Source organism: Clostridium beijerinckii (assembly GCF_036699995.1).
Taxonomy (GTDB): Bacteria; Bacillota; Clostridia; order Clostridiales; family Clostridiaceae; genus Clostridium; species Clostridium helianthi.
In genome coordinates this window covers 784,427-801,836 of sequence record NZ_CP144906.1, presented here as the reverse complement: position 1 = coordinate 801,836, position 17,410 = coordinate 784,427, and the positions used below count along the sequence as shown (strand labels likewise).

The following is a 17,410-nucleotide window of genomic DNA, read 5'->3' as shown; positions in this document are numbered from 1 at the left end:
CAAATTTAATATAGTTAAAAATAGTAATTTCTATATACATATTAGTGAACCAATCTCTTATACTCATTTTTAAGGTTTTCTTGAGAAAGTTGAGCATACCTTTGAGTAGTCTCTGGACTTGTATGACCTAATATTTTTTGTACCCCTTGAATTGTCATTCCTGAATTTAAAAGATAAGTTGCTTGAGTTCTTCTAAATTTATGACAATGTACACGCTCTGCTATACCTGTTCTTTTTTTAATCCTTAATAAAATAAGTTGCAATGCTCTAACCTTAATATGTTGATATGGAGCTTTATCTGAAATAAATAAATATCCATTTGATCTGTTTTGAATATAGGCTTGTATATGTAATTTTGCTTTAGTAGAAAAATAAACAATTCTTTCCTTGCTTCCTTTACCAGTAACAATTATACTTTGTTCTTGCCAATTAATGTCTTCTATTTTCACCTCGTCTATTTCTCCTATTCTGCAAGCTGTACTATCCAGCAACTCGAATAAACATTTTTCTTTTTCCGTTACACAAGCTTCTCTTAGTTTTTCTAAGTTATCTGCTTTATACCCTTGTAAAATTATTTTAGGCACTTTTGTTTGCTTTAATTGAAAGGCTGGATTTTTAAGAATATATTCTTCTGCCTGTAGCCATCCAAAGAAACCTTTAAGCATTGTTATATATCCATTTGTGGTACCAGCTGCTTTATCTTTACTATATGCAGCTAAAAACATTCTTAAATCCATAGTTCCTATAGTAGAGCATGGTTTATTAAAAAACATATCTAATTTTTCTAAAAACAATACATAATTATATAATGTCTTATTACTTAATCCTTCTAATTTTTTGCAAGCAATATATAGCTTTGCTTTTCCTTTTATATCACTTGTGGTTAATTCTGTACATTTACTTGTTATTTCATAATCATATAGTATTTCATCCAATTCCTTCTTCAATTCTAGCTGCTTTGATAGATTTATTTCTAACTCTGTGAAAAGCAATGTTATTCTCCCGAGAATTTTTATTGCTAACTCTTCATTTAACACTTAATCACTCCTTGTATTTAAGGAAGCAATAAGCTATACTAATACTTGCAGATATTGGTGGTAACTTTTGTTGCTGCCTTATTTTTTTATAAAAAAGTGTATAGTTAATAAAATACATGGATATAATACTATATGTAAGAAGGGATTATCCCCTTTTACATATAGTAAAACCAGGCATTTATATTATCTCGACAATAATAGATTTCCCTGGTTTTATTTTTTTATGCACTATTCCCCTTTTATTTCATAGAACCAACTTCCAAGAATTTTTTTAAGCTCATTACATTTATCTAATCTTAGATATTCTGTTTCTATCCAAATACCTTTTTCATTGCCTCTTACATAACATTTAATATCATTAAAATAACTCAATACATAATTAATATCTACTCCATCATATCCTGTATAAGCTACAGGCAAATAATTGGTTACGACATAATATTTTCTATTATTTTCACTACTAGAAACTTCCTTAGGTATATTAGAATCTATTGCGTTGCAAAACACATATGCTAATTGCTCCCATGAGTATTTATTATATATATCAATGTCTTCCTGAGAATCGCAAAAACAGATTTCTGAAATAATATTTGGTGCTAATATATGATTCATTTCAAAAAGCTTTTGAAATTTAACACCTCTATTATAAAAACCTAACTCAGTAAAATTATCTACAAGTCTTTGCGCTACTGGATATGCTTTACTAGATTCACTAGAAACTAATACTTCTGTCCCTTTTGCCTGACCATTAAAAGAATTCATATGCAGACTAGCAAAAAAGTCTACATTACTGTTATTAGCTTTATTGGCTCCCTCACTTAACTCTCCATCCTCTGTATTAGCATTTGAATTGCAATCTATAACAGTATGGCCGTACTTTTCAAATACCGACTTAACTACTGCATAATACTTTTTCATTTGCTCATGTTCATCAACAATTCCTATTGCTCCTGTACAATTTTCACTATGTCCTGCTCTTAGTCCAATTTTCATTAAAATCAATTCCCTTCTTCAATAAAATATAATAAGGTGTTCTTGGCGAGCACCTTTAATTAATTACTTTCTGTTTTTGTTGTGCCTACTAAAGTTTGAACTTTATTTAATTGCTCTTTAAGAGATTTATTCTCTGATTGTAATAAGGTATTAGTATGTTGCAATTGCTTTATTGCATCTTCTTTAGTTAATATAGCTTGCTTTCCAACGTTAACTTGTCCTGCTATAGCTTGTCTTAAATCATTGAGATTTTCTTGAGATAGTCCTGGTATTCTTTTAAGTAATAATTTATCGAACTCATTTGATTTAGATCCTAAAACTTGATTTGCATTTTCTGTAATTCTATATTTTTCTTCTATAATACCCCATACTTCTTTTGCTGTTTTTAATTCTTCTTCATGTCCTGTTGCTTTGATTTTTTGCTCAATTTCTTCTTTCTTTTTGGCTAATACTTCTATTGTTGCACCTCCAACAGCTTTAATAAGTGCTACTAAAATTGCTACTACCGCAGTAGCCGCCACTGGTGCAACTTGACTAATCAATACTTCTTTCATTTTACATTTCTCCTTTTTCTATATTATCTAATCTGTGATGAGCTGATTTTGTTGATTCCTCAACCCTAGCAACTCTTTCATTTATTTGACTTAATTTTCCTTCTTGAGCTTCCATTTTAACTTGAATATTATTTACGCCCTGAGATATAAAATCAAGTTTGGCTGCCATTATGGCACCTTCTTTAGTTTCTGCTCGTATTGAGTTACCTTTATTTAATTGAAAAGTCGCATAGCTTATAGTAACTCCTAATAGCGTGCATATTAATGCAATGCTTATTGTTTCCATTATTAACCTTCTTTCTGTAAATTTAAGCAACAAAAAAGAACTCCTAAGAGCCCTTAATATTGCTTTATTTTTATTTAATTTTCTACGCCCCTTTTTCCTATGATGCAGTACTTTCTTTAGCTACGTCTTCCATAACTCCCATATCTACAAGAACTAATTTTACTTGCTCTTGTAAATTCAAAAGATTGGGAACATCTTTATATTCGTAAGTACCTCCTACCATTAATGTTACCCATACTTTTACACATCCACTGTTTTTATTAAATTGCATTTTAAACACTCTCCTTAAAATTAAATTTATTATACTAAGCATTGCTATTTCCCATTGCTACTATACTTGTTAATTCTGCATTTGCTTGTGCTAAATTATTTACCTGTTCTTGTAATTTTTCTATATCTGATTTTGGTATATCTTCCAAAACAGGTTCTTTTGTTTCTGTATTTATAGATTTTATTATTTTACCTTCTGGAATTTCTAATTCTAGGTAATGCAATTCTCCTGTTGGCTTTATATATCCCCCTGTTATTGGAGAACTTAAAATAGTTCCTGTAATATCATAAATTATTAATGTATTCATATTTTCACACCTTCTTTATATATTTAATAACTTTAACAACAAATAAATTTGCCACTACCACCAGTGGAGGTAAAACCAGTATCACTAATAGATATAAAATTATTACTAGATCCAGACCCATTACCTGTATATTTATAAAATCCCATGTTTAACGAAGGATTATATTCAGAATATACTTGCAAAAAATTTCCATCTATCACGACAAATTTAGGTCTAAATCCAAGTTCAACAGCGACATTTTTTGTACAGACACCAGTAGTATACGTACTTCGTATTGCAGTCCCAGATAATCCAAATATACTTTTACCTGCAATTATATTAGCAGGATTAAAATTCCCATCATCTACATATGAAGCAACTGAACCATCATAATACCCTGCTTGTGGTCTTACATATATTCTACCTGTGCTAGTACCTGCTATACTATTTGCAGAGCTGTCTGCTCCGCTATGATTTGGCATATTACCTGCAACTTTATTTCCGTTTATATAAGCTGTTTGTCCATTTAATATTTGTCCTGCTGATGCATTCGCATCTTGTGTATCTACAACGGAAGATTTACCTGCAACGCCATCTATAGTAATACCAGCTCTTATATTTCCACTAACTAATAAAGATAAATCAAGCCCTCCAACTATACCAGTATCATTATCATTACTAAATGTTTTATTTTTACGTACATCAGACGCTAGTGCAGTACCTTCTGCACTAGCTTTGATAAAAAAACAATCGCCAGTTGAGTTATACCATACAGTATACGCCTTTCCTGCTATTAAGTTTGGTGATACTGTCGTTCCTGGTTTATATAATTTTTTACCATTTATAGTGGTTGCTGCTCCGCCATTGTTTGCACTTGCTATGAAAGTTATTGGATATCCAGTTAATAACTTTCCTTTAATTGTAAGTGTTATGGCTGTGGCAGATCCACTCGCTGTCTGATACACCATATCTGACAAGTGCGTATCTATTACATCTAAAGCGCTTTGTAATCCATCTACATTAGCTATAATGTGATTATGACTATCATCTGCTACAGTAGTTGTTATCGATATATTTCCTGATCCATCGAAGTTGGCTGAACCAGTAACATCTCCAGCTAATGCTATATTTCTCGGTGTCTGTAGCTTAGTTGCTGTTCCTGCATTTCCACTTACACTTGTTTTGTTCGCTATCGCTGTAGTTACAAAAGCAGTATTAGCAATTTTGGTACTATTATCTCCTGGAGTTTGAGTTGGTGCTGTTGGTGCTCCTGTTAACCCTGGAGAATCTAGTGGAGCTTTAAGAGGTAATGCTGAGTTAATTTCTTTTAGCTTTGTATCTATAATATCAGCATTACCATTAAAATCATCTATATTTACAACATCGGTTCCTTCTGGCTTTTTCAATCCATAATTTGTTGTTGTTAACATTTAATCAACCCTTTCTATTCATAAACTTTTAACTCATCCCATGTCTTCAATTTTGCATTGTTACATGTTAATTTATTTTCTTTTAATACATTCCAAACAGTATAAGTGTATTTAATCGTGTATCCTAGATGTGCAGGTTTAATATTTTCCAGCATATCTTTAAATAACTGCATGTTTTTTGGTATCCCCTTAACTCCAACAAATTGAACTACAAAAGCATAGTTGGGATTATCTTGTATTATGTTTACTTCTCCCCCAGAAAAAGTTTCAGCTACATTTTTAATCATCTGTTTAGTTGTTGTGCCTTGCCCTCTTTTCTTAGCCTTAAGTACTTCTCGCCTTTGTTCATACCCTAATAATAAATTAGTTTCAATTCCATATTCCTTTTCCCAGTAGCTAAGACCCCATGTTGCAGTATCTATCCAAAGCTGATTCTTTATATCTCTAATTTTATAATTTAATCTTCCAAGCTCCAGCGAATTAGAATTTTCTAATTCCTTCATAACTTTAGATGTAATATAGTAGTCGGGCATATATTTCATGAGATCAGGTGATATTAGTTTTATCTCATCTATGTTATCTTCTTCATTAATTCCATATTGGGTTGTACCATAGTTCATGCTATACCCCCTTTAAATCATTCCATGTACATTTTTTCTTAACATAAGTAGTGTTAATTGATTTTCCATCGGAATCTTGGTTTGCTCTAGTAGAAATAATATCTATTGTTGCTATTGTAGCTTCTATATATCCTGCTGGAAGCGACGTTACAGTTAAAGATTGCCATGTTACAGATGTAGAATTCATGTAATCGCCTTTACCAAAGCCAACTATATCTATAGAATCATACCCTTCTGATTTTTGAATATATAAATCCCATGTGCTAGTTGCAGATTTATATATATATGCATTAATGTTTCCAATTTTATTTATATATGCTAAAGTTGGATCTGATGTGTTTTGGCTATTAAATTTTATGATTATAGTCCCAAATCTTTCTCTTTGATGAATATCAAAAATTATTGGTTGATTCTGATAACTTGAATTTACTTTTATTTGAGCTAAATACATAAAGCCCTCAGTTCCAGCTCCTCCATTTATATTAATAATTGAAATACCTTGGTTAAACAATGTTCTTCCTGTTACAGTTCCACCTGATACTGGCAATTTAGTGTTATCATAAATTGTTATATCACCACTACCGTCAAAATTAACACCATTTATTTTTCTTGCAGTATATAATTTTTCTGTCCTATCTACAACTCCATTATTATTAGTATCATAAACAGATTTAAGCATATCACCATAGCCTGCCCGTGATATCTCACTCTTAGTGGCAAATTTAGTATCAGCTTCGGTTTCAGTATAATATCTATCGTCATGGCTATGTCCGTCAGCACTAAATATTTTCCATCCAGCCCATACGTTTTGATAACAAGATCTATAAGCCCAACCATCTCCACCACTTCTAAATATTAAGATATGAAAACTATCACTATCATTACTTTGAATTAAAAATCCTGATGTAGTGTTATTCCAAGGTGAATTAGCCGTATTATTAGCCTTTATTGGTGTTATTGCCCCCTGCGCAATTACTGACGGGATTAATGTATTATAATCTGATACTAAAACAGCATTACCTAACATGCTCGCTATTCCGCCATCAGCTGGCAAGCTAGTAGGGAAGTCTATTATATTTGCTTTTGTGTGAGTATGAGAGCTATTTGCTTTACCATTCAAAGCACCTTGAACTGCTGTTGAAATAGGTTTACTTAAATCACTTGTATTATCAACATTAGATAATCCAACATCAGCTTTAGTTGTACCATGTGGATTAGTACCACTAGGATGTATATAAACTGTTTTTTCAGCACCATCTACTTTTATATTTCCATTGATTGAGCTTGCTTCAACTTTATTAGCATTGTTACTAATACCATCAATTTTAGATTTATAGCTATTATCAAAATCATTTGTAGATAAACTTTTCCCAGTAATTTTATCAACCTTATTACTTACAGTATTCCATAAGGTTCTTTCATTACTGGTAATGTGTTTGATGGTATCACTAATATGTGCATATGAACTATTCCAACTATCAATTAATGATTGTGTAATTATATCAAGAATACTTTTGTTAGAATGAGTATGCTTTTTACTATTCATATCATCATGATCTATCTTGTCTTGCTTAGACATTTTTCCATCAACGCTTGATGAAGCTAAAGGAATGGAGTTAGCACTAATAGGAATCCATGCAGTTCCACTATACCTATAAGTAATATCTGTATCTTTAACATTAACTGTCCATCCATCATCAGGTGTTGGATAAGTTGTTGCTATATCAGCATAAGTCGCTACAGATTCCTTCCAATCCATATTACTAACAACCTGGCTTATTTTATTATCAACTTCATTCCTTGTATATTTATCATCCCAATTAGGCTTGTTAGTATTAATTGTATTTGTTAGTGTATTTTCTGCGGCTTTAGCACGAGTAATTTCAGAATTAAGATTATTGGTTATGGTGTTCTCTGCGTTAGTAGCTCTTGTTACTTCGGAGTTAAGATTAGCTGTCAAAGTACCTTCAGATGATTTAGCTCTATTTACTTCTGAATTAATGTTGTTATTTAAAGAGTTTTCCGCTGCTGTTGCTCTATTAACTTCATTAGTTAAATTATTAGTTAATATATTTTCTGAACCTTTTGCTCTTGATATTTCTGAACTTAGATTATCAGTTAGAACTTTTTCAGCACCTATAGCTCTATTAATTTCATTATTAAGATTTTTTTGAGTTTCAACAACAGAATCTTGAAGATTATTAATATCTCCTGCTTCAACTTGATCCCCTAATGTTTCATAGCTTATATAGATCGGACTTACATTAGAATAAATTTTAATTATTGTTTTCCATGGAGCTAATGATGGAGTTGATGTAAAATATGCTTCAATCTTATTTCCTGTAAGTCTACTTCCTGTATAAACATTCAATGTCTTTAGATTTACATTATCATGTTGTAGCTCTGATTCATAAACTCCATTTAATACTTCAACAACTTCCTCAATTACATATATGTTATTTTCAATTTTATTGAGTTTCTCATAGAATTTAGTTACATTCAAATCACATCACCCCCAAACTCACATTTCCAATTACCGCAATTTCTTCATCATCTAAATTAATATTTGATGTTGCACCATTAATTTTTAAATCAGAATAATCCATAACTCCTTCAGTACTTAATAATATTTTCCCTATCTTTGCTATACTTATATATGAAGCATTGAATGAAATACTTTGCAAATATTCTATTAACAATGTTTTAAAAGTTGTTTGTATTACTCCAAGATTAAATCCATTAGTTATACTCACATTTGCAGTTATATTTATTGCCCTTTCAATCGCCGAAACAACTGTTACTGTTGCTCCAATTGGTGCTTGTCCTTCGCCCATTCCATCAATTGGATCGATATAATTTTTAACACTATCTACTAATGTTCTATCAGCTCCAGTCTTATTAGAATTTATAATAACAACTTTTACAGTTCCGTTCCCATTCCATAAAGGTAATACTCTTGCATCTCCAACACCTGTTACCTCTAATGCCCAATTTCTATAGTGATATTTATTCCCAGACGTTGCAGGAGTCTGGATTTTAGCATAATACCTTTTTCTTAACTCTTCATCTGTCTCCTCATTATATCCATTAGAAATAGATTCTTTATTAATTACTTTTTGAAGTCCTGAAAGTGTCTTTGGAAAATATTTAATAGCCCCAACTGGTATATTACCGACCTCACCGTATTTCACACATTTTACTGAAACATCTATACTCCCACTTTCAGGTATAACCAATGTTTCTGTAAATTCAAAGTTAACATTATCACTAGCTACGAGTTCACCTTTATTTATAGGAGAACCGACCACTCCAGTAATTGTAACTTTCCCAATAGATTGAGTTGTTAATTTACGTGTTAATCCAACATCTTTTACTACTTTATCAAGATCCTTTCCAGTAGATGTTTCTGCAAATCTCCTATCTAATACGCCTTCAATTTCCGTATATGCGCCCTCAAGTTCAATTGCAACTGGCATCTCCGCATCATACATAAATTCACCCTCAGACTTATTGTACGAATCATTTATATTGGTTAATAGTCTAGCTTGTATAACATCTCTGCTATCGCTCATTTTCTATCTCACCACACTTTCTGTGCTTGTGCCATAAATACTAATAACATCAAAAGTGCAATTAAGTAACCTTTTATACTTTTTAAACACAAAATTATTTACAGCTTTTATATCAGAATTTCTTAATAATGCTTCTGTAATTATAATTTGAATTTGCGCTTCCTTATAAGCTAAAGGATAATCGCTTGTTATTAAATCCAAGAGCGAATCAACACCATATTTTTCAGTATTGTTTGTATTATATATTTTGTATTTGTTTTTATCTGTTCTAATAGTTTTTTGAATCCATTGCTTTAAAGCCTCGTGCTTACTTATTGTTTCTACTCTTCCATCTTTAACATAAAAATCTCCTGTTTCAAAATTGAAACATGGAGATTTACCTTTACTACTTATTGAATTTGTATCATCTAATTTGTCTATTGTGTTAACTACTTCTTGATTCGGAAACAAAACTATATCACCTCTTTTACACTTTCTTTACTGCAACATAAGCATGACCATTTAAAATAGGAATACATAAAACACTATCCCCATTATTTAGTTCTCTTGTTATAATAAAATTTTTAGATTCATTGCCTTCAATTTCTATAGTTCCAGTTATTTTTCTTAGATCCTCACATACATAGAGAGGAGTATGATCATCATTTTCTATAAATATAGCTGCTCCTCCAAATAAGGATACCTTCATAGGATTTAATGAAATTATTTTGCCTATTTTAGCTTCATCTGGATCTTTATTATCTCTTTCCCTAAACAATTTCATAATTCCAACATCATATCTATCCATTTTTCACCTACCAAACAATTGTAATACTTGCCTTATGCAATCCATTTTGTAATTTATGATTTGCATTTTTTATTTTATAGTACCCATTCAATCTACTTCCTGCTTGCAAATAAATCATTCTATTAGGCTTTATTAAATCTCCATCTTTAAGTGCTATCATATCATTTAAAGTAGCTGAATATTCTATTTTATTGCTATTTACTAAAGCATTATTGGCAATATTTTGAGCTTGTGCAATATTTTTATCCTCTACATTGAAATTATCACTTAAAACTCCATAGAATCCTTGTTGACTTGTATCTTCTGCTGTAGCTTCTACTTTTGCATTATCATCATTTCCGCTTGTTACAGTTATCCTATTTTTCATTTTCTCCATTGACATATCTATATCTATTTGCTTAGGTAAAATTATTTTAGGATTAATTTTCATTTCTGAAAGCTTTCTAATATATAAAATATTACCTTCTATTTCTTTAAAATATGTTGCTCCCTGGTCATTTTTAGCTTGTTCTAAAATGTCGTCTATTATTTTATCCATAGTAGTATTCGAATAAGTTTTGCTTATAGGAGTTGGCATGTCTACTATTATACAGATTAAATACGCTTCATTAGCTAAGGATCTTATAGCATCATCTGCCCTCATATTATAAAATTGTTTGACCGAGATTTTATTATTCTTAAGATAATAACTATAGTCCTGACATGTATAACTCCATATCCATCTTTTTTTAATTGGATGAAATGCAATTCCTCTAAAAATTTCTAAGGAGTCATTAAATAGCTGCACAACTGTTCCAGTAGGAATTTCTTTTATACTATCAAAAGTTAATTGACTCCCCAAGTTATCTGTATCTCCACCCCACGAAACAGTATTGCCATCATTAAAAATATCTTGATTATTAACAATAAGCTTATACACATTATCACCTAACTTTCAATTAAAGCTCCATCATCATCAAATGTATATTTAACTCCATCTATTGTCGCAGATCCACTAAAATACATTGCTCCATCAGAACCAAAATAATACCATTTATTTTTATATTGAATCCATTCATTTCTAGCCATAGCGCAACTATCTTTAAAATAATACCAATAAAGACCATCTTGAATCCAACTATTTTGTTGTGCATAGCCATCTGTTCTAAAATTATACCATTCATTGTTTATAAGCTGCCAATTCCCCATATAATAACTTCCATTTGCATCATATACGTACCACCATCCAGTATTATCTTGTTGCCATCCTACTGTGCTAGTTTGCGTAATAATAGTATTATAATCTCGCCATTGCTTAAGATCTAAGCTATATTCATAATCACCATTTTTCATTATTGAATGCTCAAATTTTTCAACGCTAAAAGAATCATTTACATAATATCCATCAGGAGTACTTATTACTACTCGAATAGGTTCAGCATTAGTTTTAGCATTTTCAATTAAATCGATTATTTCCTTTGCATTAACTTTACTTTTAGAGAAATAATACTTACTTGCATCTCTTGGAAGCCAATCACTCCAGGAACTTTTAAGTAATCCTTTTTTCTCAATAAAGTTATATGGTATATCCCAATAAGTTTCAAACTCCTCATTCTTGCTATCACTAGAAAAGGAAGGTAACTTAGGTGGAATCGTTGGAAATTGTAATACTTTTGTTCTATTATAATCACTAACATAAATATTATAATTACTCATTTATTACCTTCCTTTCTATGAATTAACCATTTGATAATAAAGTTTATTGTAAATATGCTGACCTAATATATCTGCATATTCCTCATTTCCTATTAAATTACCTTGAACAATCAATTGTACAATAAATGGTTGACTACTATTATTCAATATCTTATCTGTTTGACCTGCCGGAATAACTTTCGATCCACTTGGCAGTATTGCCATTTCTCCATTTCCAAACTCATTCATTCTAGTAGGGCCACCAGGCCAATAATGTGTTCCTGTTGCATTCATAGGCGTTCTTGTATACACTGGATCTCCGCTTCCATTTGTTATGGATGTAACTGTTTCTGTTGCTGTTACATTAACTTTAGAGCCATCTAATCCAAGAAACTTCTTAAGTTTTCCCCATGCATTTTCTGCCCATTCACAAATATCTTTAAAGTGTTTTACAACTTCATATATTGCAAATCCTAAACCAGCTATTGCAAGGGTTACAACTCCAATTGGATTTGCATCCATTGCCACATTTAACAGCCATTGTGCTGCTTCCCAGGCACTTGTAGCATTTTGTATCCCCCAAATCATAAGTTCTATTGTTCCCCATGCACTAGTTGCAAATGTTGTAATTCCAATCCAAGTATTAACTCCAACGATAGCCAACTGCCATGCAGCGATTGCTCCAACTATACTATATACAACTGGTTCAATTGTTGGCCAATTGTCATTTACAAAATTAACTACTCCTGTAGCTCCATCAATTATTCCAGAAATAGCATCACTTACAGAATCCCAATTATCAGGTGTTATAGCTGAAAATGATGGTACAACACTATTATAAATGGTGCTTACCAAATTAGATGCAGAACCTATTAAATCACCAAGCGAAGGCACGATCTTGTCTATAATTGAACCTCCAACGCTTAAAAAAGTATTAGTTACTCCACCTATATCTTCTTTTATTTCAGGAATATTACTTCTAAACCAATTTGCAAAATCATTTAAACGAGGTAGTACAGCATCCGAGATTGGAATTAATACGCTTGTTTGAATATTTCGTTTAATTCCCTCAAATGCACTACCTACATCGCTATATTTTATTTTGTTTATTTGCGCCAAAGCATCATATGTGTTGCTTATTTCTCCATCAACATTTCCTAAACTTTCAATTACGTTTATACCTAAATCTTCAAATTGCGTTCCAAACAGTTCGACGCCTATTTGGCTTTGTTTTAAAGGGTCTTTCATATTTGATAAAGCTGCAATAACATCCTCAAAAGTATCTTTTGCGCTATCTCCGCCTTGAGCAAATTTAGCTGCTAAATCATCAGCATTAAATCCAAGCTGAGTGAATCCATCTTCTGTTGTTTTACTTCCATCAACAGCTCTTATAGAAAATTCTTTAATTGCATCTCCAACTTTGTCTAAATTAAAAGCACCTTCTTGTGATCCTGCTGAGAATACATTAAACATATCTTCAGCATTTAATCCAAGTTTTTTGAATTGCACACTATATTCATTGATAGAATCTAACATTTCTCCACTAAAATCTAATCCACCTTGTTTCCCTTGTGCAATTAAATTAAATGCTTCATCACCATCTACTCCAAATTGTTTCATTAAAGTCGATGCTGATCTAACAGATTCATTTACCTCATATCCAAAAGTATCTTTTAATGCTATTGCATTTTCAGTTAGTCCTTTTAAATCATCACCAGTATATCCAGTTTGCTCTCCTACTGCTTTTAATGCTTCGCCTATCTCTTCGAAATTCTCTCCAAAATTATCATTGTATATATCTAGCATGACATTTTTCATTCTATCCATGCCAGTTTCAGCAAGTCCACTAGATGTCATAACTCCATTTAGAGATTTTTGAAGCTCATTTCCGAAAGTAACAGTTTCAACTATACCATCTTTCATGCTCTCCCATATATCCATACCAGCACCAAAGCCGATTCCCCTAAGCATAGAGTCTTTAACAATACTAAAAGCTTCACTAACTGTTTTTTTCATTTTAACAGCCTGATCTTCTGTATCCTTCATACCAGACTTAAATCCTTGAGTATTTTTAGCAACATTCTGAATAGTGTCACTAAAATTATCTTTCAAATTTAATATGGTATTAATTACTTTAGATGCCAAATTATCACCTCCACATTAATTTTTGGGTGGTTTAGCATTCGTTAATTCATTTTTATAAATAACATATTCCATTAAAAGCTCTTTTTGAGTTTTAGGTAAACTCCATAAATATTCGAGGGAATGACCACATTCAAAGAAATAACCTAACCAAAATAATGGTCCTATCTCTCCTTTGCCATTCCCCCTTATTAGTTTTTTAATTTTTCTTTAGTCTTTTTACCATCTCCAAAAGTTTCCTTTATCTTTTTAGCTATTCCAGCTAAATTTTCAACTCCAAAAGCCTTTACTGGTGCATCTAAAGGATCTTTTATTCCCCAAGCTTTATGCAATTCTGGATTTTGTAAAAATGGACAAGAAAAATAAATGAATTCTTTAGACGCATTGATCAATAATTTATAATCTGTACCGATTATCTCTTCATTTTTATTCATCTTAATTGCATTTGCCTGAGCATCTAAATACTCTAAAAGATTATCTTCTGTAGGTCTTATAAAGCTTATAGGTCCATATCCTTCTATCTCTATATCCGCTTCTTTCCTTATTCCTTCACTTTTCTCTAATCCCTTTTTAATAAAATCCTCTAATGACATTTTGTTCATAATATTCCTCCAAAATTTTATTTTAAAATTGAAAAGATGCTTAATTATAAGCATCTTAATATTAAATAGTTTCAATAGCATCGAAGTCTCCAAAGTTAAACGGAAACTCTTCTTCAATTATTTTTTTAGATTCAAACCCAGCAAGTAGGAATTCAGTTATTACTACTCCCTCTATACTTGCTTTTTCACTTTTTCCTGTTGCTTTATCAGTTAAACTTGATATTAATTTTATATCTGGCATAACTCCACTTTTATATGCATCAGCACAAATCTTCCATATTGTACTATCAACTTTTTTTACTGTAAGCGTACCTTCTCCTGACCACCCATTATATCTGCTATATGTTGCATTATCTCCACAAAACTCAACCGTTTCAAAATTACCTTTTACTTTAGCTTCAATCTTACTTAAATTGGCTAAAAGCTGTCCATTAAACCACAGATTACCACTGCTGCCTGTCAAAACCTTATTCGCTAATGCTTGATTTCCCATGTTTATTTCCTCCTCTCTAAGCTAAATTAATTGCAAAGTCTAAATCGACCATGCTTTGTAATATTTTCACATTAGCATTAATAAATAAACTTCTCTTAAATGTATTTTTTCTAACTTGGATATCGGTCCAATCTTTAGCCTCATTTGTGCCTGCTGCTATCCATGCTGCTCTTTGTTCTTCAACATTTATATCACTTTTATTTTCGTATTCTTCATCTAATACGTCTGTTCCATTAGCTGATAATTTTTTAAAATATCCATTAACTGCTGAAATAAATAAAATTTGATTATCATATTTATTCTTATATCCACCACCAAGATAATCCTCTTTAAATGTAGTTGAAATATCATCTTGCATAAGATCCATTGCTTCAACCACTTCTATTTCTTTCATATCTTCTGTAGCTGATTTCCCATTTGTAGTAGTTAAACTGTTAATTCCACGTGCAATTCTAACATCTGCACCATCATTAATTAAAATAAACTTCCCTGCACCTAGAGCCTCATTTCTATCATCAACCTCTGAAACCTTACTAAGATTTGTACATTTAAAGTAATTACAGCCTTGAGTAATATTACATTTTGCTAAAATTCCAATAAGACTTGGACAATATTTTTCTCCTGTTTGTTCACCCCTGCTATCACTAAAAGTTATCTTTGTATTAACAAAATTAACTATATGCTTTTCATCTGGTGAAGTTACATTGTATACTACCGCTTTATAAGTTTTTTTATTAGCTACTTGCGATTTTATCCAACTTGATAAAGTTGTAAAATCTTCTGTTTCACCATCTGCCATTGTTATCCATCCTGTTTTTACATTCTCGATAACAATTTTTAGTGCATCAGAAATAGTTGCTGTATTCCCAATTTTCACTACACAAGCCTTATATGGGGCAAATGTAAATATGTCTTTTAAATATTGTAAGTTACCTTCTGTGTATAATTCCTTATCAGTATCTATCTCAGTTATATCGGAATATTCTTTATAATTAAACATTGCGTTTGTATCATCTTTAACTATTAATATTGCATAACCTCTTTCACTTCTCTCAGGAAGCGAAGCCGCTTTTTGACTGAATGATACATCAATATTTGGCATTGTAACTGTCATATCATCACTCCTATTCTTCTAAATTTAAGTTAAAGTTTAATTCTTCTATTGGTTCTAAGTTAGAATCATCATATATTTCCTCAAGAGAATATAAATCAAAACTGCATTGAAGTACTGTATCAACTACCTCACATTCAACTTCTCCATCTTCAACAAGTGGCATATAAAAAGTATCAGTAACTTTTACATCTTCTAAAAATGTATTTTCCAATATATCTTGCATTTCTATGTTGTCATTTCTATATCTATCCTTATTTTCAGCATAAAAATAAACCCTAACTGTTAGGGTCCTTTCTTTCAAATTACTATTAGACTTTCCAGTTCTAGAATTGTCAAAGATTAGTCTTATAGATGGCCTTGGTATTCCATCTGTAAAATCTATTGCTGTAGGTTTAACTCCTTCAAATTTAGTACCTTTTAGTGCATTAATAATAGTATTATTAATTGCTGTTCTTATTTCATTCAACGTTACCATATAAACTTAACCTTTCAACTTATTTACTAATAAAGTCTTTACTATTTCTTCTACAAATTCTTCATTATCTTTAAAATATTGTTCTTCAAATTCTTTCTGAGTATCTTCGAAAATATGTTTTCCATCTACCCAACCAACTTCTTTCCCATCTTTAGTTACTTGCCTATGACCTTTCTCTATTAAATGTGCATGTGGAGCTGTAGAATAAGTTCTTATAGATAGGTTACCATTATAATAATAAACCTTTCCTCGTTTAATAGATTTAAAGTATTTACCTGTTTCCTTCTTTACCTTTTGTCTTGCCTTTTTAGATGTGTTTTTTCTTAACTTAGTACCTTCTTTTCTAATAAATTTCTTAGATTCTTTAGGCATTGTATCATTAGCAACCTCTAACATTTGCTTTTGAAATGAATCTAACTCTTTAAAATTAAAGCTATCATCCATCTTCTTGTACCCCCAAGTCCTTTGGGTCTTGTATAACTAACGTACACATAATCTCTATAGCATCTTTATATTTGTAATTTGGTTGAAAGAAATTAATATCATACCTTAATCCTTTATACATAAAATACATATCATTAGATAAATTAGGTATAGATTTATCTCTAACAGTAATTTTATGAGTTATTTTTGCATAAATAGTATCGCCTTGGCCAGTTGCCAAACTTCCACCTGTAGGAATTATTTCACTCCAAACAGATTTTATCTTATCAAAATGATAATCTTCTTCATGAAATTCATTTTCGAATTTAACTTTTCCATAAACATCTATTCTATTATTTAATCTATCAGCTAGCTTATCCATCTAATCCCCCTAAGTTTTCTTGAAGTTTTATACTCAAATAAACACTATCATTATTATCATCTCTACTATCATATAAAGTTTTAATAGCCTTTAATAATAATAACTTATGTGATGGGTTTTCATCACTATATTCTGCAAATCCATCTGTAATATACTTCTTTCCAACTTCAATGAATAGTTTAATTAATTCATCATCATCATCAAAATCTACTCTTAAAAAACTCTTTATTGTTGATAAATCCATATTACCTCCCACTGAAGGAAGGGCA

22 protein-coding genes are annotated in these 17,410 nt (G+C 31.0%); all 22 read right to left on the bottom strand.

Annotated features, from left to right (window positions below; all coding sequences use genetic code 11):
- Positions 1-41 precede the first annotated feature (41 nt).
- Positions 42-1,037: a tyrosine-type recombinase/integrase gene (locus tag PZA12_RS03965; RefSeq protein WP_242952599.1), complete on the bottom strand. Its 996-nt coding sequence runs from the start codon at positions 1,035-1,037 to the stop codon at positions 42-44.
- A gap of 228 nt (positions 1,038-1,265) precedes the next feature.
- On the bottom strand, positions 1,266-2,030 hold the full coding sequence (locus PZA12_RS03960) for an N-acetylmuramoyl-L-alanine amidase (protein WP_103698258.1): 765 nt from the start codon (positions 2,028-2,030) through the stop codon (positions 1,266-1,268).
- A gap of 59 nt (positions 2,031-2,089) precedes the next feature.
- Positions 2,090-2,584, bottom strand: a complete 495-nt coding sequence (locus tag PZA12_RS03955) for a cobalt ABC transporter permease (RefSeq protein ID WP_173696059.1) — start codon at positions 2,582-2,584, stop codon at positions 2,090-2,092.
- 1 nt (position 2,585) lies between these two features.
- The gene (locus PZA12_RS03950) at positions 2,586-2,870 is read right to left on the bottom strand and encodes a hypothetical protein (RefSeq protein ID WP_077829044.1); all 285 of its coding nucleotides are present in this window, start codon (positions 2,868-2,870) and stop codon (positions 2,586-2,588) included.
- 97 nt (positions 2,871-2,967) lie between these two features.
- Positions 2,968-3,141, bottom strand: coding sequence for a hypothetical protein (locus tag PZA12_RS03945; RefSeq protein WP_242984835.1), 174 nt, complete (start codon positions 3,139-3,141; stop codon positions 2,968-2,970).
- 34 nt (positions 3,142-3,175) lie between these two features.
- Positions 3,176-3,448 carry a hypothetical protein gene (locus PZA12_RS03940; protein ID WP_103698260.1) on the bottom strand — a complete coding sequence of 91 codons (273 nt, stop codon included), beginning with the start codon at positions 3,446-3,448 and terminating at the stop codon, positions 3,176-3,178.
- A 32-nt stretch (positions 3,449-3,480) separates the two neighbouring features.
- Complete coding sequence (locus PZA12_RS03935; RefSeq protein WP_242984836.1) at positions 3,481-4,857, bottom strand: hypothetical protein; 1,377 nt, start codon at positions 4,855-4,857, stop codon at positions 3,481-3,483.
- A 14-nt stretch (positions 4,858-4,871) separates the two neighbouring features.
- Entirely contained in the window at positions 4,872-5,477 is a 606-nt protein-coding gene (locus PZA12_RS03930; RefSeq protein ID WP_077829005.1) for a YmfQ family protein, read from the bottom strand.
- 1 nt (position 5,478) lies between these two features.
- On the bottom strand, positions 5,479-7,980 hold the full coding sequence (locus PZA12_RS03925; protein WP_103698261.1) for a hypothetical protein: 2,502 nt from the start codon (positions 7,978-7,980) through the stop codon (positions 5,479-5,481).
- 1 nt (position 7,981) lies between these two features.
- The gene (locus PZA12_RS03920) at positions 7,982-9,049 is read right to left on the bottom strand and encodes a baseplate J/gp47 family protein (RefSeq protein ID WP_103698262.1); all 1,068 of its coding nucleotides are present in this window, start codon (positions 9,047-9,049) and stop codon (positions 7,982-7,984) included.
- A gap of 3 nt (positions 9,050-9,052) precedes the next feature.
- On the bottom strand, positions 9,053-9,499 hold the full coding sequence (locus tag PZA12_RS03915) for a DUF2634 domain-containing protein (protein ID WP_103698263.1): 447 nt from the start codon (positions 9,497-9,499) through the stop codon (positions 9,053-9,055).
- 16 nt (positions 9,500-9,515) lie between these two features.
- Positions 9,516-9,836, bottom strand: a complete 321-nt coding sequence (locus tag PZA12_RS03910) for a DUF2577 family protein (protein ID WP_103698264.1) — start codon at positions 9,834-9,836, stop codon at positions 9,516-9,518.
- Between the two features lie 7 nt (positions 9,837-9,843).
- Positions 9,844-10,755 carry an XkdQ/YqbQ family protein gene (locus tag PZA12_RS03905; protein WP_103698265.1) on the bottom strand — a complete coding sequence of 304 codons (912 nt, stop codon included), beginning with the start codon at positions 10,753-10,755 and terminating at the stop codon, positions 9,844-9,846.
- A gap of 8 nt (positions 10,756-10,763) precedes the next feature.
- Complete coding sequence (locus tag PZA12_RS03900) at positions 10,764-11,531, bottom strand: cell wall-binding protein (protein ID WP_103698266.1); 768 nt, start codon at positions 11,529-11,531, stop codon at positions 10,764-10,766.
- Positions 11,532-11,546: 15 nt separating this feature from the next.
- On the bottom strand, positions 11,547-13,655 hold the full coding sequence (locus tag PZA12_RS03895) for a phage tail tape measure protein (RefSeq protein WP_103698267.1): 2,109 nt from the start codon (positions 13,653-13,655) through the stop codon (positions 11,547-11,549).
- Between the two features lie 188 nt (positions 13,656-13,843).
- A complete protein-coding gene (locus tag PZA12_RS03890) occupies positions 13,844-14,254 on the bottom strand; it encodes a hypothetical protein (protein ID WP_077828998.1) in 411 nt (136 codons plus the stop codon).
- A gap of 61 nt (positions 14,255-14,315) precedes the next feature.
- Positions 14,316-14,747, bottom strand: a complete 432-nt coding sequence (locus tag PZA12_RS03885) for a phage tail tube protein (RefSeq protein ID WP_026885384.1) — start codon at positions 14,745-14,747, stop codon at positions 14,316-14,318.
- Between the two features lie 16 nt (positions 14,748-14,763).
- On the bottom strand, positions 14,764-15,861 hold the full coding sequence (locus tag PZA12_RS03880; protein WP_103698268.1) for a phage tail sheath C-terminal domain-containing protein: 1,098 nt from the start codon (positions 15,859-15,861) through the stop codon (positions 14,764-14,766).
- Between the two features lie 10 nt (positions 15,862-15,871).
- Entirely contained in the window at positions 15,872-16,336 is a 465-nt protein-coding gene (locus tag PZA12_RS03875) for a phage tail terminator family protein (protein WP_077828996.1), read from the bottom strand.
- Positions 16,337-16,342: 6 nt separating this feature from the next.
- Positions 16,343-16,780, bottom strand: coding sequence for an HK97 gp10 family phage protein (locus PZA12_RS03870; protein ID WP_103698269.1), 438 nt, complete (start codon positions 16,778-16,780; stop codon positions 16,343-16,345).
- Entirely contained in the window at positions 16,773-17,141 is a 369-nt protein-coding gene (locus PZA12_RS03865; protein ID WP_103698270.1) for a phage head completion protein, read from the bottom strand. The genes PZA12_RS03870 and PZA12_RS03865 overlap by 8 nt, the downstream gene beginning before the upstream one ends.
- The gene (locus PZA12_RS03860; RefSeq protein WP_077828993.1) at positions 17,134-17,385 is read right to left on the bottom strand and encodes a head-tail connector protein; all 252 of its coding nucleotides are present in this window, start codon (positions 17,383-17,385) and stop codon (positions 17,134-17,136) included. Before PZA12_RS03860 ends, PZA12_RS03865 begins: the two co-directional genes overlap by 8 nt.
- Positions 17,386-17,410 lie beyond the last annotated feature (25 nt).